Raw genomic sequence first — 25,202 nt, 5'->3', positions numbered from 1 at the left:
AGGAGGACGCCACATGGCCCAGACAGAACCATCCGGGACAGAAACGCCCAGTGAGAGTGCCCAGCGCAAAATCACCGTCGCTGTTGTCGATGACCACGAATCAGTGCGATTGGGCCTCAAGGCTGCCTTTATTGATGAGGGATACGACTTCGTTCTCGCCGCAGCAACCGTGAAAGAACTTGTAGAAGGCCTCAACGGCCGTGAAGTCGATGTCGTTGTGCTCGACCTGTCGCTCGGTGATGGCTCGACCGTCACCGACAACGTCAAGAATGTTCAGGCCACTGGCTCCGCCGTGCTCGTGCACAGCATCGCCGACCGAGTCGCCAGCGTGCGAGAAGCTCTTGCTGCCGGTGCCGCCGGAGTGATCCCTAAGTCGTCGGCTACCAAGACCGTGCTCGCTGCCGCTGCAACCGTCGCCCGCGGAGAGGTGCTCAACAATCTTGAATGGGCCACCGCTATTGACGCCGACCGCGACTTCTCCAAAGCACAACTCGGTCGCCGCGAGCGTGAAATCCTGCACCTCTACGCCTCGGGACTGCCGCTCAAGCTCGCAGCCCAGCAGCTCGGCATCGGTTACTCAACCGCTCGCGAATACCTTGACCGCATTCGTGTCAAGTACGTCGAGGTCGGACGCCCAGCGCCCACCAAGGTAGACCTATTGCGCCGCGCAGTCGAAGACGGCATCCTGCCGGGACTCGATTCTGAAGGCGGCGATGGCCACTAGCCTGGCGGTGGCGCGACCCGCGCCGACGGCAAAGCAGCCGCGAAACCCGATCAGCCGCAAACAGGTTGAGCGGGTTATTTCGCGTTCCGTGGCCGTTATTGGTCTGGTCTTTGGCGCCCAAACGCTGCCGTGGCTACTGGCCCAAGCGAGCGAAGCCCAGCCGTGGTGGTTGCTGATTTTTGTTCCGGCGTTGTTCGGAATGCTCATCGTGGTTGTCATTGCCTCGTTTGCCAACAAAGCAGTGCGTGCGGCGCACGGTACGTTCGCCGTGATCTACTTTCTTGCTCTGCTGAGTTGGCCGTTCACGGTGATCCCTGGCGTGGAAGTCTTCAGCGGAATCCATTGGCTCAACTACCTCATCACGGTAGCGACGGCCATGGCAGCAATTTCGTTCAGCCGAGTGCTCGCTACGATCTACCTCTTTGCTGCGCCGTTGGTGTACCTCATCGTGCGCATTCTCCCAGTGGGCGGTGGGGCGCCGTGGCAACTTGCAGTGCTCGAAACGTTCTACGCCCTCATTCTCGGCAGCGCGATCATGATCATCGTCACGATGCTTCGGCAGGCAGCATCCAACGTCGATAGTGCGCAAGCGACGGCGCTATCGCGGTACGGCAATGCTGTGCGCCAGCACGCTACTGAAGTGGAACGCGTGCAGGTGGACTCAATCGTTCACGACAGTGTGCTCACGACGCTCATCTCAGCGGCTCGCGCCTACACGCCCGAAGCTGAGCGGCTCGCGGCAGTCATGGCCGGCAATGCAATTGGCCATTTGCGTGAAGCCGCGGCAACGTCGCCCGACGACATCTCAACCGTGCAGGCCACTGATCTTGCACAACGGGTCGTCACCTCGGCAGAGTTGCTCGCCTCTAATTTCACGTGCGCCGTTCGCAGCGTTGGCGCTCGCTCGCTCCCTGTGGTCGCGGCAGAAGCGGTTCACTCCGCTGCCGTGCAGGCAATGATGAACAGCATCCAGCACGCGGGCGGCTCTGACATTCAGCGCAGTGTCGAGGTGCGCGGTCTTGAAGGTAACGGCATCGAAGTTCTTGTCACCGATACCGGGGCGGGCTTCGATCTGGACTACGTGCCCCAAGAACGTCTCGGGGTGCGGGTATCGATTGTGGAACGAGTGGCGAACGCCGGTGGTCGAACGGCTATTGCCTCGGTTCCCGGCGCGGGAACACAAATCTGCATCCAGTGGCCGCACGGCAATCGCAGTGACGAAGTGAACACTGAAAGCGTGCGCACGATCGAGAACGACGCCCAGGGGGATGAGCTGTGAACATCGGAGTTCCTCGCTACCTGATCGTCGGCATGGCGGCGCTCTTCTCGGCGTACCACATCGTTTTGGCGAACTACACGATCGATATCCCTGACACACCCGGTCCGATCTACGTTGCCATGGTTCTTTACGGTGTGGCTACGATCGTCAGCCTGTTGCCGTGGGGCCCCGTGCGGATGCCGATCTGGATGGCGACCTTCAACTTCGCCACCGTCGTCGCGATCTCGCTGCTCGTCGCTAATGAGCTCGACTTCACTCGCGAGGGTGGCACCGGTTACGCAACGTGGTACGTCGCCGCGAGCGGAACCCTGTTGACGATCACGTCGACCCGTGGGCGCCACACCTTTGCCTGGTTAGGCATCGGGTTCCTCGTGGCACACACGTTTAGCCTTGGCCCCGTTGGGCCAGCTGGTCTCTTCAGCTTGGGCATCATTGGAAGCGCGTCCTGGGTTGCTGTCTCGCACGTGCTCTCGAGTGGACTGGCGAAGGCATCCAAGGATGCTCAGCGGTTCGTTCTCGCTGAGCAGGAAGCGACCGACTGGCAAGCGGCGCAAGATGCCCACGTGCACGAACGGCAATTCCGGCTCGAGCAGACCGGAATGATGGCGCTCGACATGCTCGAACGAATTCGGGAAACCGACGGTGATTTGTCGGAAGCCGAACGCCGCGAGTGCCTCAACCTTGAGGGAGCCATCCGCGATGAGATTCGCGGTCGCAAACTCCTGAACGATGCCGTTCGTGACCAAGTCATGATCGCTCGTCGCCGTGGAGCCACGGTGACCCTGCTCGATGAGGGCGGTATCGACGACCTGTCAGATGAGGACCTCGATCGGGTGCTCAACCGCCTCGCGCAAGCGATCCAATCGACGAGCGCAGACAAGGTGATTGCGCGCACCGTTCCTGAGGGATCGGATGTCGCGATTACGGTGGTGGGGCTGCACAGCGCCGGCGATGGCGAATCAAGCGCTCTCGGTCTGGATTCACTCGAAGAGGATGTCGTCGACATCTGGCTCGAGATCCCGCGCGTCGACAGCATCAGCGTCTAGCGGCACTGGTCGCGCCCTCTGCGGGTGGCGGGCTGAGCGCGTTGTCGTGTGTTCAAACGCGGTTCTAACGCCGGAGAGCCCCGCTGAAGGCTGTGCGTGGTGCGTGGTGCTGGCGGTGGGCCGACTGGTTAAAGGCGGAAGGACCGGAGTGGCTATAAGAAGCACTTCTCCGGTCCTTCGCTAGAACCCGGATCAGGACGATAACCCGAATACCGTCCTGATCCGCCCCCAAAGAATTGGCCCGCTTACCCTAGTCGGCCAATCTTTGGCGGTGTAACTCCTATGGAGATCCACCTAGCAGTTAATATTCTGCATCATGCAAACAACTAACAAAGTCGGTTTTTAGGGGGACTCTCGGGGGACAATTCGTCAATTCAGGTGACAAAGTGGCCCTAATTTACAGTTTTCGACGAAATCCGCACCCCGCGAACGGGGTACGACTACGAAACCACATGTTTTCGTCAAAAGGCGGTGCAAAAGCGCCGTCGCTAGCGGCGAGCGCTCGCCTTCCATGCCCCAGGACCGGGAGTGAGCGGTTGCCGAATCGGCCGTTGGCTGCGGGCCCATGCCGTGATCGGGGCCGTCTCATCGGCTCCTGCAAGCTCCGCGGATTCGAGCAGGGCGGCACGAACGACCGCCGTAACCGCTGCGGCCTCCTCTGGCGTGACGTTGCGCGAGACGATGCGGATGTCGGCCGGCTCGTCCTGCGTGTGCTTGCCGGTCACAGCGGAATGTTTCCGTGCTTCTTGGGCGGCATGCTCGCGCGTTTGGTGCGCAGTGCGCGTAGTGCCTTGACGACCTGCACGCGAGTGGCAGCGGGTTCGATGACTCCATCGAGCTCTCCGCGCTCGGCCGCGAGGAACGGGCTAGCAACGTTGTAGGTGTATTCGTTGGCCAAGCGAGTGCGCACGGCTGCGACATCCTCACCAGCAGCCTCCGCAGCCTTGATCTCACCGCGGTACAGGATGTTGACGGCGCCCTGGCCGCCCATGACGGCGATCTCAGCGGTCGGCCATGCGTAGTTGAGGTCGGCGCCCAATTGCTTGGAGCCCATGACGATGTAGGCCCCGCCGTACGCCTTGCGAGTGATGACGGTGACGAGAGGCACTGTTGCTTCGGCGTAGGCGTAGAGGAGCTTGGCGCCACGGCGAATAACGCCGGTCCACTCCTGGTCGGTGCCCGGCAGGTAGCCGGGAACGTCGACGAGCGTGAGGATCGGGATGCTGAACGCGTCGCAGAAACGCACGAAGCGCGAAGCCTTCTCGCCAGCCTCGATATTGAGGGTTCCGGCCATCGCCTGCGGCTGGTTGGCAACGATGCCCACCGAGCGACCTTCAACGCGACCGAAACCGACCACGATGTTGGGGGCGAACAGCGGCTGGGTTTCCAGGAAGTCCCCGTTATCGACAATGTGCTCAATGATCGTCTTCACGTCATAGGGCTGGTTGGGGCTGTCGGGAATGATCGAGTTGAGTTTGCGGTCCTCATCTGTGATCTCGAGCTCAACTTCACTCTCGTAGATGGGAGCATCCGACATGTTGTTGTCGGGCAGGAAGCCGACGAGGGTGCGGGCGTAGTCGAGGGCATCCTCTTCATCGCTCGCCAGGTAGTGGGCAACGCCCGACACCTTGTTGTGGGTGAGCGCGCCGCCGAGCTCTTCCATGCCGACGTCTTCACCCGTAACGGTCTTGATGACGTCGGGGCCGGTCACAAACATTTGGCTGGTCTTGTCGACCATGATCACAAAGTCGGTGAGCGCGGGGGAATACACGGCGCCACCGGCGGCCGGGCCCATGATGATCGAGATCTGGGGGATGACACCCGAAGCCTGAGTGTTGCGGCGGAAAATCTCGCCGTACTTGCCGAGAGCAACAACACCCTCCTGGATGCGAGCTCCACCGGAGTCGAGCATGCCGATGATCGGAACGCCGGTCTTCATGGCGTGATCCATGACCTTGATGATCTTTTCGCCGGCAACCTCACCGAGCGAACCACCGAAGATCGTGAAGTCTTGGGCATACACGGCAACTTGGCGGCCGTGAATGGTGCCGACACCCGTGACGACAGCGTCACCGTATGGACGCTTCTTTTCCATGCCGAACGCGTGGGTGCGGTGGCGAACGAACTCGTCGAGTTCCACGAACGAGCCGTGATCGAGCAACTGCTCGATGCGCTCGCGGGCGGTCATCTTGCCCTTAGCGTGCTGCTTTTCGATGGCCGCATCACCGCTGGCGGTCACGGCCTCGTGATAGCGGTTCTTAAGATCGGCGATCCGGCCGGCGGTCGTGAACATGTCTGGAGTCGAGTTGTCTTCGGTCACTGTGTCACTTTACCCACCCATCCACCGCTTGTGTGGTTGGCGGAACCCACAAGTTTCAGGCCGGTTTCATTGAGGAAACACTAGAGACGGCATCCGCAGGGGCTTCGGCGCTCTACGCTGAAGCGATGCACTTGCCATTGAGTACCGCCGTTCTGCCGCTGCTTGAGCATGTTGATGAAATCGGCTCGACCAACCAAGAACTCTTGGCGCGCGCCACCCGGGGCGAGACTGAACACCTTTCGGCTCTCGTGACCACCAATCAGACGGCCGGTCGCGGACGCCTGGGGCGAGAATGGGTGGCCCCTCCGGGGAAAACATTCGCCGTTTCAGTGCTGGTGGCGCCCGAGAATGCGCCCATTGAAGCACTGTCCTGGATGCCCCTCATCGGCGGGCTGGCGATGGCCCGCGCCGTGCGCAGCTTCGTCACCGACCGCGAGGTGACCCTCAAATGGCCCAATGACGTGCAGATCGAGGGTCTGAAAGTGTCGGGGTTGCTCTCGGAACTCGTGGCGGGCGGCACCGGAGTGATCGTGGGAGCGGGACTGAATCTCACCATCGAGCGCGACGAGCTGCCGACATCCGTCTCCACTTCTCTTGTGTTGGAAGGCGCCGAGCCCAGCCTCGATGAGGCGCTGAGTCGCTACTTGGCCGAACTCGCCCAACTTGTCGAACAATTTATTACTGCTGGACTCGATCCGGTACGAAGCGGTGTCGCGGATGCCGTGCGGGCCGAGTGCGGAACTATCGGTCGTAGAGTGCGTGTGGAGTTGCCCGGCGGCGCCCGAATCTTTGGAACGGCCGAAACCGTCGACGATCAGGGCCGACTCGTGGTTAAGGATGATGCGAACGGGCTGCTGCAGCACGTCGCGGCAGGTGACGTCACTCACCTGCGGTATGAATGATCTATGCCGAATGAGATGAGCGTTCAGCGCGAGGCTATTGTTGCCCGCGTTCGCTCTCACGCGCGTGCACTGACGTTCCCCGGCATCATTTTTGTGGCGACGGCGGGTACTCTCGGCTATTTCTTCGGCAGTTTCCCGGAGGATTGGCAGAATCTGGCCCTGCTCACCGCTGGGCTGCTCCTCATTGTCGTGGCGTGGTTCTTGCCCTTCTTCGGCTGGCTTGCCCGCAACTACACGATCACGACGCGGCGCGTGGTGCTCTCGAGCGGAGTCTTTGTGCGCATCCGGCAAGAGCTCTTGCACAGTCGTGGCTACGACGTCACCGTGCGTCAGTCCTGGATTCAGCGGATGTTCGGCAGCGGTGATCTGCTCATCAACGCCGGTCACGATCACCCCGTCGTGCTGCGCGACATTCCCTCTGTCGCGCTCACGCAAGCAGCCCTGCACGACCTTATGGAGAACAACCAAAACGTGGTTTCGCTGCGTCGGCAACGGGAAGAATCGCAGCCGTCTGACGAGACCGCCGTGTGGGGAACCCGCTAAAACGCAGCCTTTGCGGCGACGTTAGCGCGGCATCCTCGTGAGCAAGTTACTCGGCGTCAACTCTCATCAGATAGGCTGCCCGGCGTGAAGATTTCTGTAATCGGTTGTGGGTATTTGGGCGCCGTTCACGCGGCATCGATGGCAAAGCTTGGTCATGAGGTTGTCGGTATCGACATTGATGCGGCAAAAGTCGCGTCGCTGTCGCAAGGACTAGCTCCTTTCTATGAACCCGGATTGCCGGAGTTGCTGAGCGAGACCGTTGCTGCTGGCTCGCTCGAGTTCTCAACGGAGATGTCTCGCGCTGGTGATGCGCTCGTACATTTTATTGCGGTGGGAACGCCACAGAAGGCTGACTCCAACGCGGCCGATCTACGTTTCGTCGATGCAGCCTTTGAAGCATTGCTGCCGTTCATCGGTCCGGGTCACGTTGTTGTGGGCAAATCGACTGTTCCCGTGGGCACCGCCCAGCGACTGGCCGATCTGGTTGAAGCCACCGGCGCACGCCTCGCCTGGAATCCAGAGTTCTTGCGTGAAGGCTTCGCCGTCCAAGACACGATTGCACCCGATCGACTCGTTTACGGCGTTCGTGACGGCGACGAAGCGACGGCGAATGTTCTTGATGAGGCATATTCCTCCATTCTGGAACGCGACACTCCCCGAATCGTGACCGACTTTGCAACAGCGGAACTCGTCAAAGTGGCCGCCAATGCATTCCTCGCCACCAAGATTTCGTTCATCAACGCGATGGCTGAAGTGGCCGAAGTCGTGGGCGCCGATGTCACTCAGCTCGCTGACGCCATCGGGCACGACCAGCGCATCGGCCGTCGTTTCTTGAACGCCGGCCTCGGTTTCGGCGGTGGCTGCCTGCCTAAGGACATCCGTGCTTTCATGGCGCGTGCGTCAGAGCTCGGTGCTGGCGAGGCCCTCAGCTTTTTGGGCGAGGTCGACGCGATCAATCTTCGCCGCCGCGAACGCATGGTCGATCTGTGCCGCGAAGTGCTCGGCGGAACCATCAAGGGCGCACGAGTCGCCGTCTTGGGGCTCGCCTTCAAACCGGATTCCGATGACGTGCGTGATTCGCCCGCGCTCGATGTTGCAGCCAAGCTCGCGGAGCTGGGTGCTCACGTGCGGGCCACTGACCCTCAAGCAATCGAAACCTCGCGTCGAGTACGTCCCGGTCTTGACTACGTCGAGACCGTGGAAGAAGCGGCGAAGGATGCCGATGTCGTTCTCGTACTCACCGAATGGCCCGAGTACCGTGCCATTGATCCGAGCACGCTTGACTCAATCGTTTCGGTGCGCGCGATCCTCGATGGGCGAAACTGCCTGGACCCGGTGCAGTGGCGAGCGGCCGGCTGGACCTACCGCGCGCTCGGTCGTCCCTAGCGCGGCGTCTGCCGCGGCATCCACTGCGATGTGAGCGGCATGGGTTGCGGCTCGTGCTGACTGCGCGGCGGCGTGCTCGGCAGCAAGAACACCGCGGCTGGGGCTGAATACCCACCAGCGGTAGAGCGCAAAACGGAATACCGCACCGAGAGCGAGACCGACGACGTTGGTCGCGATGTTGTCGGCGAGCAACGATGTGAAGCCGAGCACGTAGTGCGACACCCACAGGCACAGCAGGCCGATTCCCATTCCGGCGACGCTCACTACCGCGAACTCAGCACCTTCGCGCGTGGCGCCGGTGCGGCCGGTCGTGGCGAATGTCCAGCGACGGTTACCGATCCAGTTCGCGCCGATGGCGAGAGTGGTGGAAATCACTTTGGCGACCACAGGGCCTTCGTGCAGCACATCAGGTGAGAGAATTGTGAGCCGCAACAGATTGAATACTGCGACATCGATCACAAGCCCACCGAGGCCCACTACGCCGAAACGTAGAAACTGGCCGAGCAGCTTTCGCATGTGATCTCTCCAGTAGACAAGAATGGGGCAGGGCGGTTGGAAGTCTAACGCGCCAACCTAAGCCCGAAACTGGGCATCATCTTAGATAGTGCAGGAGTCTTGAATGCGACCTATCGTCGGCGTCATTGGCGGAGGCCAGTTGGCCAGAATGATGATCCCGCGTGCCATCGAGCTCGGTTTCGAGCTGCGCGTACTGGCAGAGACCGAAGGAATGTCGGCCTCCCTCGCCGCCACAGCGGTCGGCGATTACACGGATGCCGCCACGGTTCTTGAGTTTGCCCGCGACGTTGATGTGATCACCTTCGACCACGAGCACGTGCCTCAGGATGTGCTTGCTGCTCTCGTGGAGGCTGGCGTTGCCGTGCACCCGGGGCCCGCTCCGCTCGCTGTCGCTCAAGACAAGATTCTGATGCGCCAGGAGCTGACGCGCTTGGGGTTGCCGGTTCCGGTCTGGGCCAGTGTCTCGAACGCTGCCGAGCTCGACACTTTTATTGCCGATAACGGTGGTCGCGTCATCGTGAAGACACCGCGTGGCGGATACGACGGCAAGGGCGTCCGCATCGTGGCCGCAGCCTCCGAGGTGGCTGACTGGTTCGAGGCGGGCAACCCGCTGCTGGCCGAAGAACTTGTCTCGTTCACTCGCGAGCTTGCCCAACTGGCTGCTCGAAGCCCCAGCGGAGAAGTAGCGCTCTGGCCTCTCGTGGAGTCGATCCAACTCGATGGCGTCTGTGCCGAAGTGATTGCACCGGCTCCCCGAGCACAAGCGTCCCTCTCCGAAGCCGCCGCCGCCATTGCTCGCGCGGTCGCTGAGAAACTTGGCGTCACGGGTGTGCTTGCCGTGGAGCTCTTCGAAACGACCGACGGTGAATTGCTCATCAACGAACTCGCAATGCGCCCGCATAACAGTGGACACTGGACGATGGATGGCGCGATCACGAGCCAATTCGAACAGCACGTGCGTGCCGTGCTCGATCTTCCTCTCGGCGCGACAGCCGCGCGCTCACCGTGGACGGTCATGATCAACGTTCTCGGCGGCCCCACTTCGGGCACTATCGCCGAGCGTTACCCGCTCGCTCTCGCCAACCAACCGACAGCAAAGTTCCACGAATACGGCAAAGCGCCGCGCCCCGGCCGCAAGGTGGGGCACGTAAATGTGAGCGGCGACGACCTCGACGACGTCATGTACCGAGCGCGTGCCGCAGCAGCATTTCTGAAGGATTGAGACCTAGCATGGGTTCCGTGACTCAACCGCAAGTAGCTGTCGTAATGGGATCAGACTCCGACTGGAAGGTCATGGTCGACGCTTCGGCGGCGCTCAAAGACTTCGGGATCGAGCACGAGGTCAGTGTCGTTTCGGCGCACCGCAGTGCTGAGAAGATGATTGCGTTCGGCAAAGAGGCTGCTAGTCGCGGCATCCGGGTGATTATTGCCGGTGCTGGTGGGGCAGCTCATCTTCCGGGCATGCTCGCTTCGGTCACGACGTTGCCGGTGATTGGTGTTCCTGTTCCGCTGTCGCGTCTCGATGGCATGGATTCGCTGTTGTCGATTGTGCAAATGCCTGCCGGTATTCCGGTGGCCACGGTGTCCATTGGTGGAGCGCGCAATGCGGGCATCCTCGCCGCTCGCATTCTTGGTTCAGGCGATGCCGAACTCACGACGAAGCTTGCGGACTACGCTGCCGGGCTTGAAGCCATGGTGGCTGAGAAAAACGCTGCATTGAACGCGAGCCTGTGAGCGCAACAAGTTCCCTTCGTCAGCCCGCCGATCGCTCAGCGGCCACGATGACGAAGCGCGCGTGGTGGTTGCTCGGGCTCAACATTCTCATTCCCGGTTCGGCCCAATTGTTGGCCGGAAACCGCAAACTTGGGCGCTTTGGTGTCGTCGCCAGCTTGATCTTTGTGTTGCTGGTAGTGGTGGGGCTTGTGCTCTCGGTAGCGTCACCGGGCACGCTTTTCACGATCGGCAGCAGCACGATCGGTCTCTGGGCGATTGCTCTGGTCCTCGTCTTTTATGCCGTGTTGTGGATCGTGCTGACTCTCAACGCGTGGAGTATTTCTGGACTTGGTCGCGCGACGCCGAGTGGTCGCGCGATCGTTGCCGCCTTCAGCGCGCTCGTGCTCGTCGCCATCGCCGGGACCGCAGGCTACGGCGCCTATGTTGCGACCACGGCGAGCACTTTCTTGAGTGATGTCTTCGTCGCAGCGCCGACCAAAGAACCCATCGATGGGCGCTACAACATTCTCTTGCTCGGCGGAGACGCCGGAGCAGACCGCGACGGGCTTCGACCTGACAGCATCACCCTCGCGAGCATCGACGCCGAAACCGGCGAAGCGGTACTGATCGGTTTGCCCCGCAACATGGAACGCACCCCGTTCGTTGAGGGGTCGCCGCTGGCGGCTAAGTATCCAGACGGCTACGGAGTCTACGGCTGCGACGTCGACGTGTGTCTGTTGAATTCGGTCTACACCGAGGTTGAACTCAACACCCCTGAGTTATATCCGGATGCCGTAGCGAACGGCAGCACGCCCGGAATCGAAGCAATGCGAGACGCTGTCGAAGGCATCACCGGTCTCAGCATCCAGTACTACGCCCTCATCGATATGCAGGGCTTCTCAGACCTCATCGATTCACTTGGCGGAGTCACGATCAATGTCGAAGAGGCCGTGCCGATTCATGCGGATGCGGAATTCACGATCGTTGCCGAATGGATCCCCGCTGGCGTGCAAGTCATGGACGGCTATCACGCCCTCTGGTACGCCCGCTCGCGCCACGACACCACCGATTACGACCGGATGGAACGCCAGCGTCAGTTGCAGCAGGCAGTCGTCGAGCAGTTCACGCCGTCGAATGTGCTCACCAAGTTCCAGGCCATCGCGTCGGCGAGTTCGCAGGTCGTCACGACCGATATCCCGCAGGGAAGTCTGGGCTACTTTGTGAACCTGGCCTCTAAGACGCGCTCGCTGCCGATCGGTTCGCTCGAGTTGGTTCCTGCCAACGACATCGACCCCGAATACCCCGACTTCGAGTACGTGCGCGAACTCGTTGCCGGTGTCACCACCTCGAGCGTGCCTGAGGAAGGCACCGAGTAGCGAGCGCTACTCAGCGGCGTCGTGTTGTGCGGCCCTTAGAGGTCAGCGTGGAGCTGCCAGACCTTCTCGGCTGACATGCGCCAGCTGAAGGCCCGCGCGCGGTCCTGGCCGGCGTAGAACAAGCGCTCAGCGAAGGGGGCATCGTTGAGCACTCGGTTGATTCCCTCGGCGAGAGCTTCGGGGTATCCCTCGGCTGGTTCGCGCTCGATAACCACTCCCGCATCGGCGGCGAGTTCGAGCAGAGCGGGCGCATCGGAATGTACGACAGGGATGCCGAACGAGAGTGCTTCAAGCACGGGCATGCCGAAGCCGACATCGAGATTGGGGTAAACGAAGGCCGCGGCGTGGTCGAAAATCACCGAAAGATCGTCGTTGCTCACGGTTCCCATGCCACGAACACGTTCGGGGCTGATCTTTTCGGCGGCGAGAAACTCGGCGATGCTTTCGTCATCGGGCTCAGGGCCCACCAGGAGCAGCACAACGTCTTCATCGATTTCTCGGAGGCCCCGGATGAGGTGGTCGATTCCGCGGTGCGGGTCGAGGCCACCGATCGCCAGCAAGAATCGCTGCGGGAGGTCGAGTTCGTTGGCGCGTTCGTCGATGTTCTCGGGAATGCGCAGGCTTGCGCTTGCTGCACCGCTGATGACGCGCACGCGGTCACCAAAGTTGGCAATTCCTTCGAGTTGCTGCGCGACGGTGTGGCTGGGCACCACGATCGCGTCGGCATACTTTTCTGCGCGCTTGAGCATCGCGCGGGCCCACCCGGCTTGCCTGCTGCCGAGAGATTCGGGACGCGTCCAGGCGACAACGTCATGCACGGTGACGGCGATTTGTTCGCCACGGTTAAGGCGGTCGTGGCGGCGTAACGGAGCCATCAGGCTGGGGGCATGCAGCATCCCGTGGCCGGGAATCTTCGTGAAACCGTGATGCCACGACGCGCGCAGCTCTCGGCGACTGAGGGCACTCTTGTGCAGTTTCGCCAGATTGGGGAGGCGGTCAGCGATGAGGTCATACTCGGTCTCGGTCGACGCTGAGACGAACGCTTCAACCGTGCAGTTGGCGGGGGCGACGTTGATGAGTTCTCGAGTCAACTCTTCGGTGTACCGGGCAACACTGCCGGGGGTCGGCGAGAGCATCTCATCGATGATGACGCGGAGAGTGGTCATTCGGCAGTCAACGCTCCTGATTCAAAGGCGGCTTTAAGGGCCTGCTTCCAATCACGCATCGGCTCGATCCCCGCATCGAGCCATGCATGGTGACTCAAAACAGAGAAGCCCGGTCGCGGAGCAGGCCGCGTGAAAGCTGAACTGTCGGTCGGCTTGACCCTATCAGGATCGAGCCCAGCACAGACGAATACGGCTTGAGCAAGATCGAACCAGCTAGCGCGGCCCGAGTTGGTGCCGTGGAAGATGCCAGCGGGCGTGCCAGCGTCGACGAGAGTAACAAGTTGAGCGGCGAGATCGCCCGTCCACGTGGGTTGGCCGTGCTGATCGTTGACTACCTCAAGAGTGTCGCGGTCAGCGGCCAGCTTCAGCATGGTGCGCGGAAAGCTGGAGCCGTTCTTGCCATACAGCCATGCCGTGCGCACGATTGCCGTGCGACCAGGGTTGTGCTCGAGTGCGAGCAACTCGCCGGCCGCCTTCGTGCGACCGTACGCCGATACCGGATGCCTAACCGCGTCTTCGGCGTAGGGCTCAGTAGCCGTGCCGTCGAACACGTAATCCGTGGAGAGCTGCACGAGGCGTGCTCCGTGCGTTGCCGCGGCGAGGGCAAGATTGTGGGGGCCGACAGCGTTGACGAGGTGAGCGTTCTCTTCGTCAGTTTCAGCGTCATCCACCCGGGTGTATGCGGACGCGTTGATGATGACATCGAAACCGCCCAGTACATCGAGGGCTGCGGCAGCATCGGTGATGTCGAGTTCGGCTCGCGTGAATCCGGTTGCATCGTGCTGCGCGAGAGCGAGCATGAGGTCGGTGCCGAGCATTCCGCCCGCACCGACAACAGCAACTCGGGTCACAACGCAGCCTTTTCCTTGAGGGGTTCCCACCACTGGCGGTTATCCCGGTACCACTGCACAACGTCAGCGAGGCCCTGTTCGAACGGCACTTGGGGTGCGTAGCCGAGCTCTGACTGGATCTTGGAAATATCGACGCTGTAGCGCAGATCGTGGCCGAGGCGGTCCTCAACGCGATCAACCGACGACCAGTCAGTGCCGGTGTGGTCGAGCATCATCTGAGTGAGCTCCTTATTGGTGAGCTCAGTGCCGCCGCCAATGTTGTAAATTTCACCTGCGCGGCCGCCAGTGACGACGAGCGCGATGCCGCGGCAGTGGTCGTCGACGTGCAGCCAGTCACGGATGTTGTTGCCCTCACCGTAGAGAGGCACGTGCTTGCCGTCGATCAAGTTTGTGACGAACAGCGGGATCAACTTTTCAGGGAAGTGATACGGGCCGTAGTTGTTCGAGCACCGTGTGATCGACACGTTGAGACCGTGCGTGCGGTAGTAGCTGCGCGCCAACAAATCGCTGCCCGCTTTCGACGCGGAATACGGGGAGTTGGGCTCGAGCGGCTGGAGTTCATCCCAGGAACCTTCGGCAATCGAGCCGTAGACCTCATCCGTCGACACATGAACGAATCGAGGCGTCTTCGCGCGGAGTGCAGCGTCGAGCAGGCGTTGGGTGCCGAGAACGTTGGTCTCGACGAATGCGCTCGCATCGCGCACCGAGCGGTCAACGTGAGACTCGGCAGCGAAGTGAACGATCGCGTCGATGTCGCCGAGAAGAGTGTCAAGAAGGTCGGCATCACGGATGTCGCCCTCGACGAAGCTGAAGCGAGGGGAATCGGCGACAGGAGCAAGATTTTCTAGGTTGCCGGAATAGGTGAGGGCATCGAGCACCACAACATCGGCGCCAGCGAGCCCGGGGTACTCATCCTGAAGGGTGCGGCGAACAAAGTTCGAGCCAATGAATCCGGCGCCGCCGGTCACGAGAAGCTTCATGAAGGGTTCCTGTCGTTTGAGGGCGTGGAGCCAGTGGTGGATGCCGAAGCGCCCCTGTGGGGAAACTCCGACGCGAGCGTGCGCTTGAGCGCATCTTGCAAGGAGTACGTCGCCGTATAGCCAGAGCTGCGCAACCGATCGGTGTTCACCGTGGTGTCGGCCGCAAACTTACGAATACGCACCGCACTGATCGGAAATGTGCGTCGGGTGATCTTAGCCGCAGCATCGAAGACATAGCCTGCAGCTATCCCCAAGGGCAGTGGCAAGCGCAGACCGCTCGCGGCGTGAACGTCCATTTCGTCGCGCAGGATCGAGATGAGTTCCTTGGTCGAGAGGTCGGGCTTGTCAGCAAAGTTGCGGATCTCGATGCCGGTCGGCGCCTCAAGGCGGCTCGCGATGTACCCAACGATGTTGCCGACATACGACATCGACTTCTTGTTGTCGCCCTTGCCGACCATGATGAAACGGCCAGACGAAACCTGCTTAGCGAGGTTGTACACGTTGCCACGGTTGCCTTCGCCGAAAACAACGGAGGGGCGCACGATCGCCAAGGAGCGTGCGGCATCCGCGTTCGCCCAAGTGCTGAACACACCTTCGGCGGCCAACTTGGAACGGCCGTATTCGTTGAACGGTTCCGGCACAGAATCTTCGGCTGCATCATTCTTATCGAGGCCATATAGCGCAACGGTGCTCGTGAAAACGATGCGCTGGATGCCATTAGCTTCCGCGGCAGCGACGAGGGCGTGCGCGCCTCCGACGTTCACCTCGGTGTAGAGGCTCAGCGGGGAGACATCGTCACGGTGTTCGGCGGCGAGGTTGATGATTGCATCGTGACCGACACTGGCTGCCGTGAGTTCATCCGCCGAGCGAACGTCGCCCGTGACGGACTGTTCAGGAAAACGCGCAGATACCAGGCGGTCGAAGTTCGTGAATTGGTGCCCTTGCTCGTGCAAGGTTTCGAGCAGGCGAGTGCCGATAAAGCCACTACCGCCGACGACGAGAATCTTCATATTGTTGCTTTCTCTCTTTGCGACAGATTGTTTGTTCACCAGACACCCGAGCTGATCAACAGCGCAATTATCCACTGATCTCTTGGGCGTCGCCTGAGTTGGGACGCGCGGCGTGCCAGAGCATAGCGGGCTCGCAGGTTTGTTTTTTCGACCAGCTCACTCATCCGTTCGAGTTCTGGGCGATGAGCGTCGTCAGCTACGCGGAGGGCGATGCTCGCCAAAAGCCGCGCTTGACCGCGGTGCCACTGCTCGCGCACGAGTGCTAGACGAGAGAATGCGGAACGCGCACCGACGTTGGCGCCCATGACGTTGGCGTCGTGCTGGCGATACTCCACGGTTGGCACCGCATCGATGTGCCAGATCCAGCCCTTGGCTCGGGCCACAACGTAGAGCAACCAGTCGTGATACTGCGGCAGCGGGCCCGCGCCAGCAATGTCGGCAGCATCGAGCAGCTCACGCGTCACGGTAATGAGGCGGTTCGACATCAGAAATGTGGAGCCGGGGCCGGGGCTTTCGAGGAGGTAGTCGAAACGGCGCTGCGGAAAGTCCTTCTTAACAAGGCTACGTTCGCCCTCGGCCGTAAACGACGTGACGTTCGACGAGACTCCATCGGCACCCAACTCTTGGCTCAGGCGCACGTGGGTCGCAAGCTTCGTAGGAACCCAAATGTCATCTTGATCGCAGAATGCGTAGAACTCGCGGTCGGCGGGGGCCAGCTGTACGAGGCGGTAGAAGTTCGCGGCGGCACTGCCCGACGCGCCGTCACTCGGGATGACGGTCAGGCGCGGATCGGACGCGGCGCGTTCAGCGAGCCACTCGGCGGTGCCATCCGTTGAGGCGTCATCGCGGGCGAATACTTCGACCTCGACACCCTGTTGTGCGAGCACACTATCGAGCTGCTCGGGAAGCCAGCGACGACCATTGTGGGTCGCCAGCAGTACTGCGACGCGGGGGAGCACCCCTGGGGTGAGATCGGCAGGCATAACTCACCAATGATAGTTGGCTTGGCGCTGCGCGCTACTGCAGGCGGCGCACCTTAAGCTGGAGCAATGAGCGCGCCTGAGCCAACCCCCAGCATCTCGGTGGCCCTGTGCACCCACAACGGCGCCGCTTATATCGAAGAACAACTCGTCAGCATCCTGGAACAACAGCCAGCGCCGAAGCAACTTGTTGTGTCGGATGACGCCTCAAGCGACGACACAATTGCTCGTGTTCGACACACTGCAGCCCGCTATCCCGCTGTGCAGCTCGTGGTCTTCGAGAACACTCCGCCGCTGGGAGTGACTAAGAACTTTGAGCAGGCGATTCGGGCGTGCACCGGGGATCTCATTGCGTTGAGTGATCAGGATGATGCTTGGCACACTGGTCGGCTTGCGCTCTTTGCCGCTGAGTTTGCGGCGCATCCGGCCGTGTCTCTGATCCACAGTGATGCACGTCTCGTCGATGGGGGGCGAGCCCCGCTCGGGCACACACTGTCGGGAGCGCTCGGAGTGAGCGGTGGCGAAGTGGCGAGCATCCATTCTGGTGACGCATTTTCGGTCTTGCTGCGGCGAAATCTCGTGACGGGCGCCTGCACCGTTTTTCGTCGAAGTCTCGTGGAATTTGCAGCACCCTTCCCGCCGTCGTGGGTGCACGACGAATGGCTCGGCATTATTGCGGCAGCCGTCGCCTCGACAGACTTCATTGAGCAGCCCACTATCGACTACCGGCAACACGGCGCTAACCAAATTGGCGCGACCAAGTTGACGCTGTCGGGAAAGTTCGGGCGCATGATGGAGCCCCGTCGCGACCGCAATGCTCGTCTCGAGACCAACATGACTGTTCTCGTCGATCGCTTACAACGCCTTGGAACGCGGGTGAGCGACGACAAAGTCAATCAGGCGATAGCCAAGCTCAAGCACGAGCGGATGCGCAATTCGCTGCCCGAGGGCCGCCTGCGCCGCATTCCTTCCGTGGCCCGAGCCTTCGCTGCTGGTCAGTATGGCCGCTATTCGCGTGGCCCGCTCGACGCCGTGCGTGACATTCTTCAACCCGTCGACTAACTCTCTGAGCATCCTGAACCGCTCGCCAAGCCTCGCCGGGTAGGATTCTTGGTGTGCAAATACGTGAACTCTCGGTGCCTGATTCCTACGAAATCACCCCTAAGCAATTCGCTGACGATCGCGGCGTTTTCTTGGAGTGGTACCGCTTCGACAAGCTTGAAGAGGTAGTGGGGCACCCGCTCGACCTTCGACAGGCCAATACTTCAGTCTCTCAGCGCGGCGTTGTGCGGGGCATCCACTATGCGGATGTACCTCCCGGGCAAGGCAAGTACGTCACGGTCACGCACGGCCGCGGCATCGATTTCGTCGTCGATATCCGCGAAGGATCGCCCACCTTTGGTCAGTGGGACTCGGTCATTCTTGACACCGTCGACCGTCGTGCCGTTTATGTCGCTGAGGGTCTTGGCCACGCGTTTATTGCGCTCACTGACGATGCCACTCTCACCTACCTCGTGAGCGACGTGTACAAGCCAGGAGCCGAACACGACATCAACGTGCTCGATCCGGAGATCGGCTTGGTCTTCCCTCCCGAGCTCGGTGACCTCGTTCTCTCACCCAAAGACAAAACTGCGCCCACCCTTGCCGAACGCCTCGCCGATGGCTCGCTGCCGTCGTACGCTGCCGTCAAGGAGTACTACGAGGCGAACCGAAAGGAACGCAACTAATGCGCGGAATCATTCTGGCCGGTGGCAGCGGAACGCGCCTCTGGCCCATTACCAAGGGCATCTCCAAGCAGCTCATGCCCATTTACGACAAGCCAATGGTTTACTACCCCTTGTCGACCTTGATGAGTGCGGGCATCCGCGAAATCTTGATCATTACGACTCCGGATGACCAAGCCCAGTTCCAGCGCCTCTTGGGCGATGGCAGTGAGCTCGGCATCGAATTATCCTACGCCGTGCAGCCGTCGCCAGACGGGCTCGCGCAGGCATTCATCATTGGTGAAGAGTTCATCGGCGACGAAAAAGTTGCCCTCGTTCTTGGCGACAACATCTTCCACGGCATGGGGCTCGGTTCGAACCTTCGCCAGCACAACGACATCGACGGTTCGCTGATCTTCGCGTACCACGTGCGTAATCCGCGGGCCTATGGCGTTGTCGAGTTCGACGAGAACTTCATCGCGCAGTCAATTGAAGAGAAGCCGCTTGAGCCCAAGAGCAACTACGCGGTTCCTGGCCTGTATTTCTACGACAATTCGGTTATTGAGATCGCCAAGTCGATCACGCCGAGCGCGCGTGGAGAACTCGAAATCTCGACCATCAACGAGCACTACCTCAACCGCGGTCAGCTGCAGGTCAACGTTCTCGACCGTGGTACCGCGTGGCTCGATACGGGAACGTTCGAGTCGATGGTTCAGGCCACCGAGTTCGTGCGCGTGATTGAAGACCGTCAGGGTTACAAGATCGGCTGCATCGAAGAGATCGCGTGGCGCGCCGGCTGGATTTCGGATGACCAGCTCGCCGCCCTCGCTGCGCCCCTCGTTAAGAGCGGCTACGGCGTCTACCTCGAAGGACTGTTGGCGGCGGCGAAGTGACTCGTGTTCTGATCATCACGGGCGACCCGATTGGTCCCCGGATGGCCGGCCCCGCAATTCGCTCGTGGAATATGGCGCTCGCGCTCGCCGACGCCGGCAACCAGGTCACGCTCATGACCACGACCAAGCTGCAGCCGGTGGATGCTCCCTTCGAGCTCACGCTCGTCACGCCGGGGGAGAACGACGCCTTTGCGAAGCTCGAGCAGTGGTGCGACGTAGTGGTCTTCCAAGGCCACGCCATGCGCCAGTTCGAAGTGCTGCGCACGACAGACAAGATCACGGTCGTCGATATCTACGACCCGATGCACCTTGAGATGCTGGAGCAAGGCCGCGAACTTGCGCGGGCCACGTGGGAGCTTCGCGTCACGACCGCTACCGAGGTGCTCAACGAGCAGCTCGCCCTCGGCGACTTCTTCATGTGTGCCTCGGAACGGCAGCGACTGTTCTACTTTGGCCAGATGGCAGCGCTCGGTCGTCTCAGTCCCACCACGTACGAAAACGACCCGCACCTCGAGGGGCTCCTCAGCGTTGTGCCATTCGGGCTCGAAGGCACGCCTCCCGCCCACGAGCGCGACACCCTCAAGGGTGTTCTGCCGGGCATCAACCCCGACGACAAGCTCATGATCTGGGGCGGCGGCGTCTACAGCTGGTTCGACCCCAAGACTCTGATCCGCGCCGTGGCGAAGCTGGCCGAAACGCGCAACACAGCCAAGCTCTACTTTCTCGGCACCCGGCATCCGGGAGTCGACCAGATGGGCATCGTGCGCGAATCACACAATCTGGCGAGCGAACTCGGCGCACTCGACACCTCGGTGTTCTTCAACGAGGAGTGGGTCGACTATGCCGACCGCCAGAATTATCTGACCGAAGCGGATGCCGGCGTCAGTACCCACATGTCGCATATTGAGACCACGTTCTCGTTCCGCACCCGCATCCTGGACTATCTCTGGGCTGGCCTGCCTATGGTGGTTACCGAGGGCGACAGCTTTGCTGACCTCATCGAGACCGAGGGCCTTGGCCTTACCGTTCCCGCCCGGGACGTGGATGCTCTCGCCGCAGCCCTCGACCGGGTGCTGTACGACGACGCCTTCATCGCCGAGTGCAAGCGCAACGTCGCGCGCGTTCGTGAAGACTTCTACTGGAAGCGCACCCTTGAGCCTTTGGTGAATTTTGTGGCGAACCCGCAGCACGCCGCAGACCACGCCGAAACGCGTCGTCGTGGGGTTGCACTCGGGGGCAAGGTTCGCAAGCCCTACGGCCTGCGGCACGACCTCCGGATGGCGTGGCATCACTTGCGCCATACCGGCGTGAAAGCGACGGTAGACAAAGCTGTCGCACGATTGCGACGCTAATTGCCGTTCACAGCAGACTCCGGGTTTTCACGCGTTAGCTTTGTGCCATGTTGACTGGTCTGCGTTCCGTGTTCTCGCGCCCAGAACGTCGTCTCGGGATGATCATTGCGCCGCTATTGGTGTTCGCCGCACTCGCGGCATGGGCGTTGTCATCGCCGGTCGGCGCAAGCCCCGACGACGATTTTCATCTGACGAGCATTTGGTGCGCAACAGGAGATTCGCAGTATTGCGCGGAGACTGATGACGCTGGCGCGCGACTAGTCCCGCCCGCTGTCGCGAGGCCCGCGTGCTTCGCGTATGACCCCGAAAAGAGTGCTGGCTGCCAGAACAGCATCGACTTCACGGAGGGGCCGACCACCGAAACTGTCCGCGGAAATTTTGCCGGTGGCTACCCAGTTGTCTACTACGGCGCCATGAGCTTGTTTGTCGGGCCCGATGTGCACGCCTCTGTATTCGTGATGCGAGTCGTCAACATCGCGCTGTTCGTCGGTATTGGGGTCATCCTTTATTTAGCGTTGCCTACCAACCGTCGGCAGATTCTTGTCTGGCAGTGGGCGCTCACCACCGTGCCTCTTGGACTCTTTGTACTTTCCTCTAACAACCCGAGTTCATGGGCGCTCATGGGTGTGGGCTATGGGTGGTTAGCGCTGCTCGGTTTCTACGAGTCGTGGGGGGTCAAGCGGATCGTGCTTGGTGCGCTGTTCCTGCTTGGTGCGGTGATGGCGTCCGGCTCACGCAGCGATGCCACTGTTCTTTTCTGCCTCGCGGTCTTTGCAGCAGTACTTCTCGCGATGAACAAAACGCGACGATTCTTGTGGTCCTCGTTCCTTCCCGTCGCGGGTTTCATCATTTGTGCGCTGTTGTTCCGGGCATCTCGATCGTCCGAAGCGGTGACCAGCGGTGTGCAAGATCAGCTCAGTTTTGGCGTTATCGTTCGCCGCGTCGCTCTAAATCTCACGGAAGTCCCCTCGATCTGGACTGGCATTTATGGGCAGTCGTGGGGGCTCGGATGGCTAGATACCTCAATGCCCGCCGTGGTGTGGGTCAGTTCGCTCTCTGCCGTCATCGGTGTCGGTTTCGTCGCGGCGCGCGCTAATTCAGTGCGAAAGAGCTTCGTGCTCGTGATTGGCGCTACAGCCCTCGCGATGATCCCGGTCACTTTGCTCGTTCTTGCGGGTAAAGATGTGGGCGACGACTACCAGCCGCGCTATTTGCTCCCCCTTGTCATTGTCTTTGTCGGCGCGCTCTTCTTCACCTCGGGCACCCAGCTCCTGCGCCTGTCACGAGCGCAGACGTGGATGGTCGTTGTCGCTCTTTCTGGAGCGCAATTCGTTTCGTTGTACCTCAACACCCGCCGCTACGTGACCGGTATTGATGCGCTCAGCCCTGACCTCGATGCAGGCAGGGAATGGTGGTGGAACCTCATCATCACCCCCAATGTCGTGTGGATCGTGGGATCGCTGTGCTTTGCAGCAGCGCTGGCGATTCTCCTCCCGGCGCATCGCGCCACCGCAGAGGTGGGGGAGCGAGACCTCTCGCCTGATACCACCACTGCTCGCGCACTCTGAGATAGCCTGTACGGATGGCACCCGGACGCTTCGAACCTATTGTCGCGTCCGCGCGTACCAATCCGCTGCGGCGGTTCCGGCTTATTGCCTTAGCACCCGTGTTGGCTCTCCTCGCGCTTTCGGCGTGGGCTTTTGCATCGCCGATGGGCGCAGCTCCCGATGACGATTACCATCTGGTGAGCATTTGGTGTTCAACGGATAACCCGGCGTACTGCCAGCCGGGGGCGACTGAGTCAGCCCGACTCGTGCCACAAGCGCTCCTGAGCTCGCCGTGCTACGCCTTTTTTAGTGAGGAAAGCGCCGCCTGTCAGGACCGGATCGACTTCGGCTCAACCTCGTTAGTGGAGACGGACCGCGGAAACTTTGAGGGTGAATATCCGCCGCTTTACTATTCCGTCATGAGCGTATTCGTGGGCGATGACACCATGTTCTCGGTTATGGCGATGCGTCTTTTCAATGTTTTCTTGTTCGTTGCCTTGACCGCGGCGCTTTATATGCTGCTCCCCGTCAGGCGTCGGCCTGTGCTGGTGTGGGGCTGGCTCGTGACAACGATGCCGCTTGGCGTCTTTCTGCTCGCATCGAATAACCCAAGCGGTTGGGCTGTCGCCGGCGTCGGATCAGCGTGGTTGGCACTGCTCAGTTATTACGAGGCAGAGAGCCGCGTGGCTCGTGCCGCTTCTGCGGTACTCGTGGTCATCTCGGTTCTTATGGCGGCAGGTTCCCGCGGTGATTCTGCTTTGTACGTGGTTGGTGCGCTCGGCGTTGCAATCATCCTTGTATTTGAGAACACTCGTCGTTTTTGGCTGCTCTCGCTACTTCCCGTTGCAATGGGCGTTGTTGCTGGAGTGTTTTTCTTGTCTGCCAGGCAGACTTCAGCCGGAATCAACGGTTTTGCCGGAGCAGAAGCTGGGCCAGCGGCGGCACAAGCGGCAACGGCGGCAGACAGCTTGGCGGGTTTCGGATTGCTAGCGTACAACCTTCTCAACGTGCCTTCTTTATGGATCGGCGCTTTCGGCGGGTGGGATCTCGGCTGGCTAGATACTCCGATTCCCGCTTCGGTGGTGTTTTTCGGGATTGCTGCCTTCGTGGCGGTGGGCTTTGCCGGCCTCGGGGTGCTGAACTGGCGTAAAGCATTCGTGGTTGCGAGCGTCGGCTTCGTGCTCTGGATTCTTCCGACTTACGTGCTCACTCAGGGCGGGGACAAAGTGGGGGAACAGGTGCAGCCTCGCTACATCCTGCCGCTCATCGTGTTGATGGGTGGTCTGCTTGTGGTGCAAGCTGGCCGAAAGAGCGTCGCGCTCGGACGGGTGCAGACCGTCGCAGTCGTCGTTGCGCTAAGTGCCGCCAACCTCGTCGCGCTTCACATGAACATGCGGCGCTACGTCACGGGCAACGATGTTCCCGGATGGAACCTTGACGCTGGCGCCGAGTGGTTCTGGCCAGGAGCTCCAGCGCCCATGGTGGTGTGGGTGGTGGGATCATTAGCATTTGCGGGCATGGTTGTCATTCTGGCAAGGGAAATCTATATCGCACCGTTGGTGGCAAATAAGAATGCCACCGGCGCAACTGCAGCTACAGACGCGGGTGCGGGTGCGGGTGCGGATTCCGGTGCACCTAGAGATGCAGAAGCAAGCGCAGCCCTGCTTGCTGCTTCCGGCGTTACTCACGTACCCGCGTGAGTCCTCAGACAATGGACTCTCTTGCCGGCAAACGCGTCGCGGTCGTCAGCCGGATTTACGTTCCTGAACCCGCCGCGGCCTCGTACCGTTTACGCGCGCTGGTTGCTGAATTGGTGGCCAATGGCGCTGCCGTAGATGTGCTGACCACGAACCCTCCCGCAGGGTTCGATGATGCTGACACGCCAGCACGGGGCGCGCGAGTGCGACGTATGTGGGTGCTAAGAGACCGGGCAGGGTACGTGCGTGGCTACCTGCAGTACTTGAGCTTTGACCTGCCCGTGTTCTTTCGTTTGCTGTTTATCGAGAAGCCACACCTTGTCATCGTTGAACCGCCGCCAACTACAGGATGGTTCACCCGAATTGTGTGTGGGATCCGAGGCATTCCATATCTGTACTACGCGGCGGATATTTGGTCAGATGCTGTGGGGAGCGCGGGCTATCCGCGTCATATTGCAGCGATTCTTCGCAACGTGGAACGTTGGGCGATGAGCGGCGCTGCCGCAGTCGTGTCTGTTTCGGTCGAGTTCACAGCGCGCATCCGAGAACAATTTCCTCGGGCGACAGTAACCACGGTTGGCAATGGCGTAGACACAACGATGTTCAGCCCGGTGGGGGAGAAGATCACCCTCGACGTTCCCTATCTGCTGTACGCGGGTACGGCCTCTGAAGTCCATGGTGCGCAGATCTTCTTTGACGCCTTCGAAGAGGTTCTCAAGACCCGGCCGGATTCAAAGCTCGTCTTTATCGGCCAAGGGTCAGATTTCGCATCGCTTGCTGAGCGCAGCAAGTCCTTGCCCGTCGGGGCTGTGGAGCTCCGACCCCGGATGAGCCCCGAAGAAGTCGCAGCTTGGATTCGGGGCGCTGTCGCGACGCTCGCGAGCGTTCATCCAGAGGGCTACGCTCGCGCTTTCGCCACCAAAATGTACGCCTCAGTAGCGTGCGGTGCGCCCGTAATCTACGCGGGAACAGGCCCTGGGGCCGACTTCGCGGCTCAAGAGGGGATTGGGCATGCTGTCGCGTATGACAAAGATGCGATCGCAGCAGTAATGCTCTCGGTCCTCAACGTCGAGGAGCCACAGACGAATCGTGCTGCCCGCTCGGAGTGGGCTGCTAACAACATCTCTCTGCGTGCGGTCGCTTCGCGGATCGTCAGTGAAGCCTGGCGAATCTTGACCCGATAAGTGCGGCTCCGGGTGAACTCGAAACCGGCACAAG

At 60.9% G+C, this 25,202-nt stretch carries 24 protein-coding genes; 16 read left to right on the top strand and 8 right to left on the bottom strand.

The window, feature by feature from the left end:
- Positions 1 to 13: 13 nt before the first annotated feature.
- The 3 genes from I6E81_RS04720 to I6E81_RS04710 are packed head-to-tail and all read left to right on the top strand — an operon-like array spanning position 14 to position 3,049.
- Positions 14 to 724 (top strand): response regulator, encoded by a 711-nt coding sequence (locus I6E81_RS04720; RefSeq protein WP_197106218.1) that lies wholly within the window; start codon positions 14 to 16, stop codon positions 722 to 724.
- Positions 714 to 2,003 carry a sensor histidine kinase gene (locus I6E81_RS04715; protein ID WP_197106217.1) on the top strand — a complete coding sequence of 430 codons (1,290 nt, stop codon included), beginning with the start codon at positions 714 to 716 and terminating at the stop codon, positions 2,001 to 2,003. Before I6E81_RS04720 ends, I6E81_RS04715 begins: the two co-directional genes overlap by 11 nt.
- Entirely contained in the window at positions 2,000 to 3,049 is a 1,050-nt protein-coding gene (locus tag I6E81_RS04710) for a hypothetical protein (RefSeq protein ID WP_307783816.1), read from the top strand. The genes I6E81_RS04715 and I6E81_RS04710 overlap by 4 nt, the downstream gene beginning before the upstream one ends.
- A gap of 488 nt (positions 3,050 to 3,537) precedes the next feature.
- Here the strand turns inward: I6E81_RS04710 and I6E81_RS14300 are convergent, their stop codons facing one another.
- On the bottom strand, positions 3,538 to 3,774 hold the full coding sequence (locus I6E81_RS14300; RefSeq protein ID WP_197106216.1) for an acyl-CoA carboxylase subunit epsilon: 237 nt from the start codon (positions 3,772 to 3,774) through the stop codon (positions 3,538 to 3,540).
- On the bottom strand, positions 3,771 to 5,342 hold the full coding sequence (locus I6E81_RS04700; RefSeq protein ID WP_197107163.1) for an acyl-CoA carboxylase subunit beta: 1,572 nt from the start codon (positions 5,340 to 5,342) through the stop codon (positions 3,771 to 3,773). The genes I6E81_RS14300 and I6E81_RS04700 overlap by 4 nt, the downstream gene beginning before the upstream one ends.
- 59 nt (positions 5,343 to 5,401) lie before the next feature.
- Between I6E81_RS04700 and I6E81_RS04695 the strand changes: the two genes are divergently transcribed.
- The 3 genes from I6E81_RS04695 (at position 5,402) to I6E81_RS04685 (ending at position 8,200) form a co-directional block, all read left to right on the top strand.
- Positions 5,402 to 6,271 (top strand): biotin--[acetyl-CoA-carboxylase] ligase, encoded by an 870-nt coding sequence (locus tag I6E81_RS04695; protein WP_197106215.1) that lies wholly within the window; start codon positions 5,402 to 5,404, stop codon positions 6,269 to 6,271.
- A gap of 3 nt (positions 6,272 to 6,274) precedes the next feature.
- On the top strand, positions 6,275 to 6,814 hold the full coding sequence (locus I6E81_RS04690; protein ID WP_197106214.1) for a PH domain-containing protein: 540 nt from the start codon (positions 6,275 to 6,277) through the stop codon (positions 6,812 to 6,814).
- Positions 6,815 to 6,898: 84 nt separating this feature from the next.
- Entirely contained in the window at positions 6,899 to 8,200 is a 1,302-nt protein-coding gene (locus I6E81_RS04685; RefSeq protein WP_197106213.1) for a UDP-glucose/GDP-mannose dehydrogenase family protein, read from the top strand.
- Here I6E81_RS04685 and I6E81_RS04680 read toward each other — a convergent pair.
- A complete protein-coding gene (locus I6E81_RS04680; RefSeq protein ID WP_197106212.1) occupies positions 8,099 to 8,716 on the bottom strand; it encodes a GtrA family protein in 618 nt (205 codons plus the stop codon). The two genes, I6E81_RS04685 and I6E81_RS04680, sit on opposite strands and share 102 nt — an antisense overlap.
- Positions 8,717 to 8,819: 103 nt before the next feature.
- Between I6E81_RS04680 and I6E81_RS04675 the strand changes: the two genes are divergently transcribed.
- Genes I6E81_RS04675 through I6E81_RS04665 form a run of 3 tightly spaced genes read left to right on the top strand, consistent with a single transcriptional unit; the run spans position 8,820 to position 11,805 of the window.
- On the top strand, positions 8,820 to 9,938 hold the full coding sequence (locus tag I6E81_RS04675; RefSeq protein ID WP_197106211.1) for a 5-(carboxyamino)imidazole ribonucleotide synthase: 1,119 nt from the start codon (positions 8,820 to 8,822) through the stop codon (positions 9,936 to 9,938).
- A gap of 8 nt (positions 9,939 to 9,946) precedes the next feature.
- Positions 9,947 to 10,450: a 5-(carboxyamino)imidazole ribonucleotide mutase gene (gene purE / locus I6E81_RS04670; protein WP_197106210.1), complete on the top strand. Its 504-nt coding sequence runs from the start codon at positions 9,947 to 9,949 to the stop codon at positions 10,448 to 10,450.
- Positions 10,447 to 11,805, top strand: a complete 1,359-nt coding sequence (locus tag I6E81_RS04665; protein ID WP_307783817.1) for an LCP family protein — start codon at positions 10,447 to 10,449, stop codon at positions 11,803 to 11,805. Before purE ends, I6E81_RS04665 begins: the two co-directional genes overlap by 4 nt.
- Positions 11,806 to 11,840: 35 nt before the next feature.
- On the opposite strand, the gene I6E81_RS04660 is transcribed toward I6E81_RS04665, so the two are convergent.
- From I6E81_RS04660 to I6E81_RS04640, 5 genes are read right to left on the bottom strand one after another with little or no spacing between them, the layout of a single operon-like run.
- Positions 11,841 to 12,971: a glycosyltransferase family 1 protein gene (locus tag I6E81_RS04660; RefSeq protein ID WP_197106209.1), complete on the bottom strand. Its 1,131-nt coding sequence runs from the start codon at positions 12,969 to 12,971 to the stop codon at positions 11,841 to 11,843.
- Positions 12,968 to 13,822, bottom strand: coding sequence for a dTDP-4-dehydrorhamnose reductase (gene rfbD / locus I6E81_RS04655; RefSeq protein WP_197106208.1), 855 nt, complete (start codon positions 13,820 to 13,822; stop codon positions 12,968 to 12,970). Before rfbD ends, I6E81_RS04660 begins: the two co-directional genes overlap by 4 nt.
- Positions 13,819 to 14,802 (bottom strand): dTDP-glucose 4,6-dehydratase, encoded by a 984-nt coding sequence (gene rfbB / locus I6E81_RS04650; protein ID WP_197106207.1) that lies wholly within the window; start codon positions 14,800 to 14,802, stop codon positions 13,819 to 13,821. Before rfbB ends, rfbD begins: the two co-directional genes overlap by 4 nt.
- Positions 14,799 to 15,812: an NAD(P)-dependent oxidoreductase gene (locus tag I6E81_RS04645; protein WP_197106206.1), complete on the bottom strand. Its 1,014-nt coding sequence runs from the start codon at positions 15,810 to 15,812 to the stop codon at positions 14,799 to 14,801. The genes rfbB and I6E81_RS04645 overlap by 4 nt, the downstream gene beginning before the upstream one ends.
- 35 nt (positions 15,813 to 15,847) lie before the next feature.
- A complete protein-coding gene (locus tag I6E81_RS04640) occupies positions 15,848 to 16,795 on the bottom strand; it encodes a glycosyltransferase family 2 protein (protein WP_197106205.1) in 948 nt (315 codons plus the stop codon).
- Between the two features lie 66 nt (positions 16,796 to 16,861).
- Between I6E81_RS04640 and I6E81_RS04635 the strand changes: the two genes are divergently transcribed.
- From I6E81_RS04635 to I6E81_RS04605, 7 genes are read left to right on the top strand one after another with little or no spacing between them, the layout of a single operon-like run.
- Positions 16,862 to 17,854, top strand: a complete 993-nt coding sequence (locus I6E81_RS04635) for a glycosyltransferase family 2 protein (protein ID WP_197106204.1) — start codon at positions 16,862 to 16,864, stop codon at positions 17,852 to 17,854.
- A gap of 53 nt (positions 17,855 to 17,907) precedes the next feature.
- Positions 17,908 to 18,519, top strand: coding sequence for a dTDP-4-dehydrorhamnose 3,5-epimerase family protein (locus I6E81_RS04630; RefSeq protein ID WP_197106203.1), 612 nt, complete (start codon positions 17,908 to 17,910; stop codon positions 18,517 to 18,519).
- Positions 18,519 to 19,388: a glucose-1-phosphate thymidylyltransferase RfbA gene (gene rfbA, locus I6E81_RS04625; protein ID WP_197106202.1), complete on the top strand. Its 870-nt coding sequence runs from the start codon at positions 18,519 to 18,521 to the stop codon at positions 19,386 to 19,388. Before I6E81_RS04630 ends, rfbA begins: the two co-directional genes overlap by 1 nt.
- The gene (locus I6E81_RS04620; protein ID WP_197106201.1) at positions 19,385 to 20,740 is read left to right on the top strand and encodes a glycosyltransferase family 4 protein; all 1,356 of its coding nucleotides are present in this window, start codon (positions 19,385 to 19,387) and stop codon (positions 20,738 to 20,740) included. The genes rfbA and I6E81_RS04620 overlap by 4 nt, the downstream gene beginning before the upstream one ends.
- Positions 20,741 to 20,787: 47 nt before the next feature.
- Positions 20,788 to 22,308 (top strand): DUF2142 domain-containing protein, encoded by a 1,521-nt coding sequence (locus I6E81_RS04615; RefSeq protein WP_231603863.1) that lies wholly within the window; start codon positions 20,788 to 20,790, stop codon positions 22,306 to 22,308.
- 14 nt (positions 22,309 to 22,322) lie between these two features.
- On the top strand, positions 22,323 to 23,987 hold the full coding sequence (locus I6E81_RS04610) for a DUF2142 domain-containing protein (protein WP_197106200.1): 1,665 nt from the start codon (positions 22,323 to 22,325) through the stop codon (positions 23,985 to 23,987).
- Positions 23,984 to 25,168 (top strand): glycosyltransferase, encoded by a 1,185-nt coding sequence (locus I6E81_RS04605; RefSeq protein WP_197106199.1) that lies wholly within the window; start codon positions 23,984 to 23,986, stop codon positions 25,166 to 25,168. Before I6E81_RS04610 ends, I6E81_RS04605 begins: the two co-directional genes overlap by 4 nt.
- The last annotated feature ends 34 nt before the right edge of the window (positions 25,169 to 25,202 follow it).

It is taken from the genome of Salinibacterium sp. NG22 (assembly GCF_015864925.1).
Lineage (GTDB): Bacteria > Actinomycetota > Actinomycetes > Actinomycetales > Microbacteriaceae > Rhodoglobus.
This window is presented reverse-complemented; position numbering and strand designations above follow the sequence as displayed.

Bases quoted from the DNA above. Each gene is read 5' to 3' on its own strand.
- I6E81_RS04720 (WP_197106218.1), top strand. From the start codon at position 14: ATGGCCCAGACAGAACCATCCGGGACAGAAACGCCCAGTGAGAGTGCC.
- I6E81_RS04715 (WP_197106217.1), top strand. From the start codon at position 714: ATGGCCACTAGCCTGGCGGTGGCGCGACCCGCGCCGACGGCAAAGCAG.
- I6E81_RS04700 (WP_197107163.1), bottom strand. From the start codon at position 5,342: ATGTTCACGACCGCCGGCCGGATCGCCGATCTTAAGAACCGCTATCAC.
- I6E81_RS04690 (WP_197106214.1), top strand. From the start codon at position 6,275: ATGCCGAATGAGATGAGCGTTCAGCGCGAGGCTATTGTTGCCCGCGTT.
- I6E81_RS04680 (WP_197106212.1), bottom strand. From the start codon at position 8,716: ATGCGAAAGCTGCTCGGCCAGTTTCTACGTTTCGGCGTAGTGGGCCTC.
- I6E81_RS04675 (WP_197106211.1), top strand. From the start codon at position 8,820: ATGCGACCTATCGTCGGCGTCATTGGCGGAGGCCAGTTGGCCAGAATG.
- purE (WP_197106210.1), top strand. From the start codon at position 9,947: ATGGGTTCCGTGACTCAACCGCAAGTAGCTGTCGTAATGGGATCAGAC.
- I6E81_RS04660 (WP_197106209.1), bottom strand. From the start codon at position 12,971: ATGACCACTCTCCGCGTCATCATCGATGAGATGCTCTCGCCGACCCCC.
- rfbB (WP_197106207.1), bottom strand. From the start codon at position 14,802: ATGAAGCTTCTCGTGACCGGCGGCGCCGGATTCATTGGCTCGAACTTT.
- I6E81_RS04645 (WP_197106206.1), bottom strand. From the start codon at position 15,812: ATGAAGATTCTCGTCGTCGGCGGTAGTGGCTTTATCGGCACTCGCCTG.
- I6E81_RS04640 (WP_197106205.1), bottom strand. From the start codon at position 16,795: ATGCCTGCCGATCTCACCCCAGGGGTGCTCCCCCGCGTCGCAGTACTG.
- I6E81_RS04635 (WP_197106204.1), top strand. From the start codon at position 16,862: ATGAGCGCGCCTGAGCCAACCCCCAGCATCTCGGTGGCCCTGTGCACC.
- rfbA (WP_197106202.1), top strand. From the start codon at position 18,519: ATGCGCGGAATCATTCTGGCCGGTGGCAGCGGAACGCGCCTCTGGCCC.
- I6E81_RS04615 (WP_231603863.1), top strand. From the start codon at position 20,788: ATGTTGACTGGTCTGCGTTCCGTGTTCTCGCGCCCAGAACGTCGTCTC.
- I6E81_RS04610 (WP_197106200.1), top strand. From the start codon at position 22,323: ATGGCACCCGGACGCTTCGAACCTATTGTCGCGTCCGCGCGTACCAAT.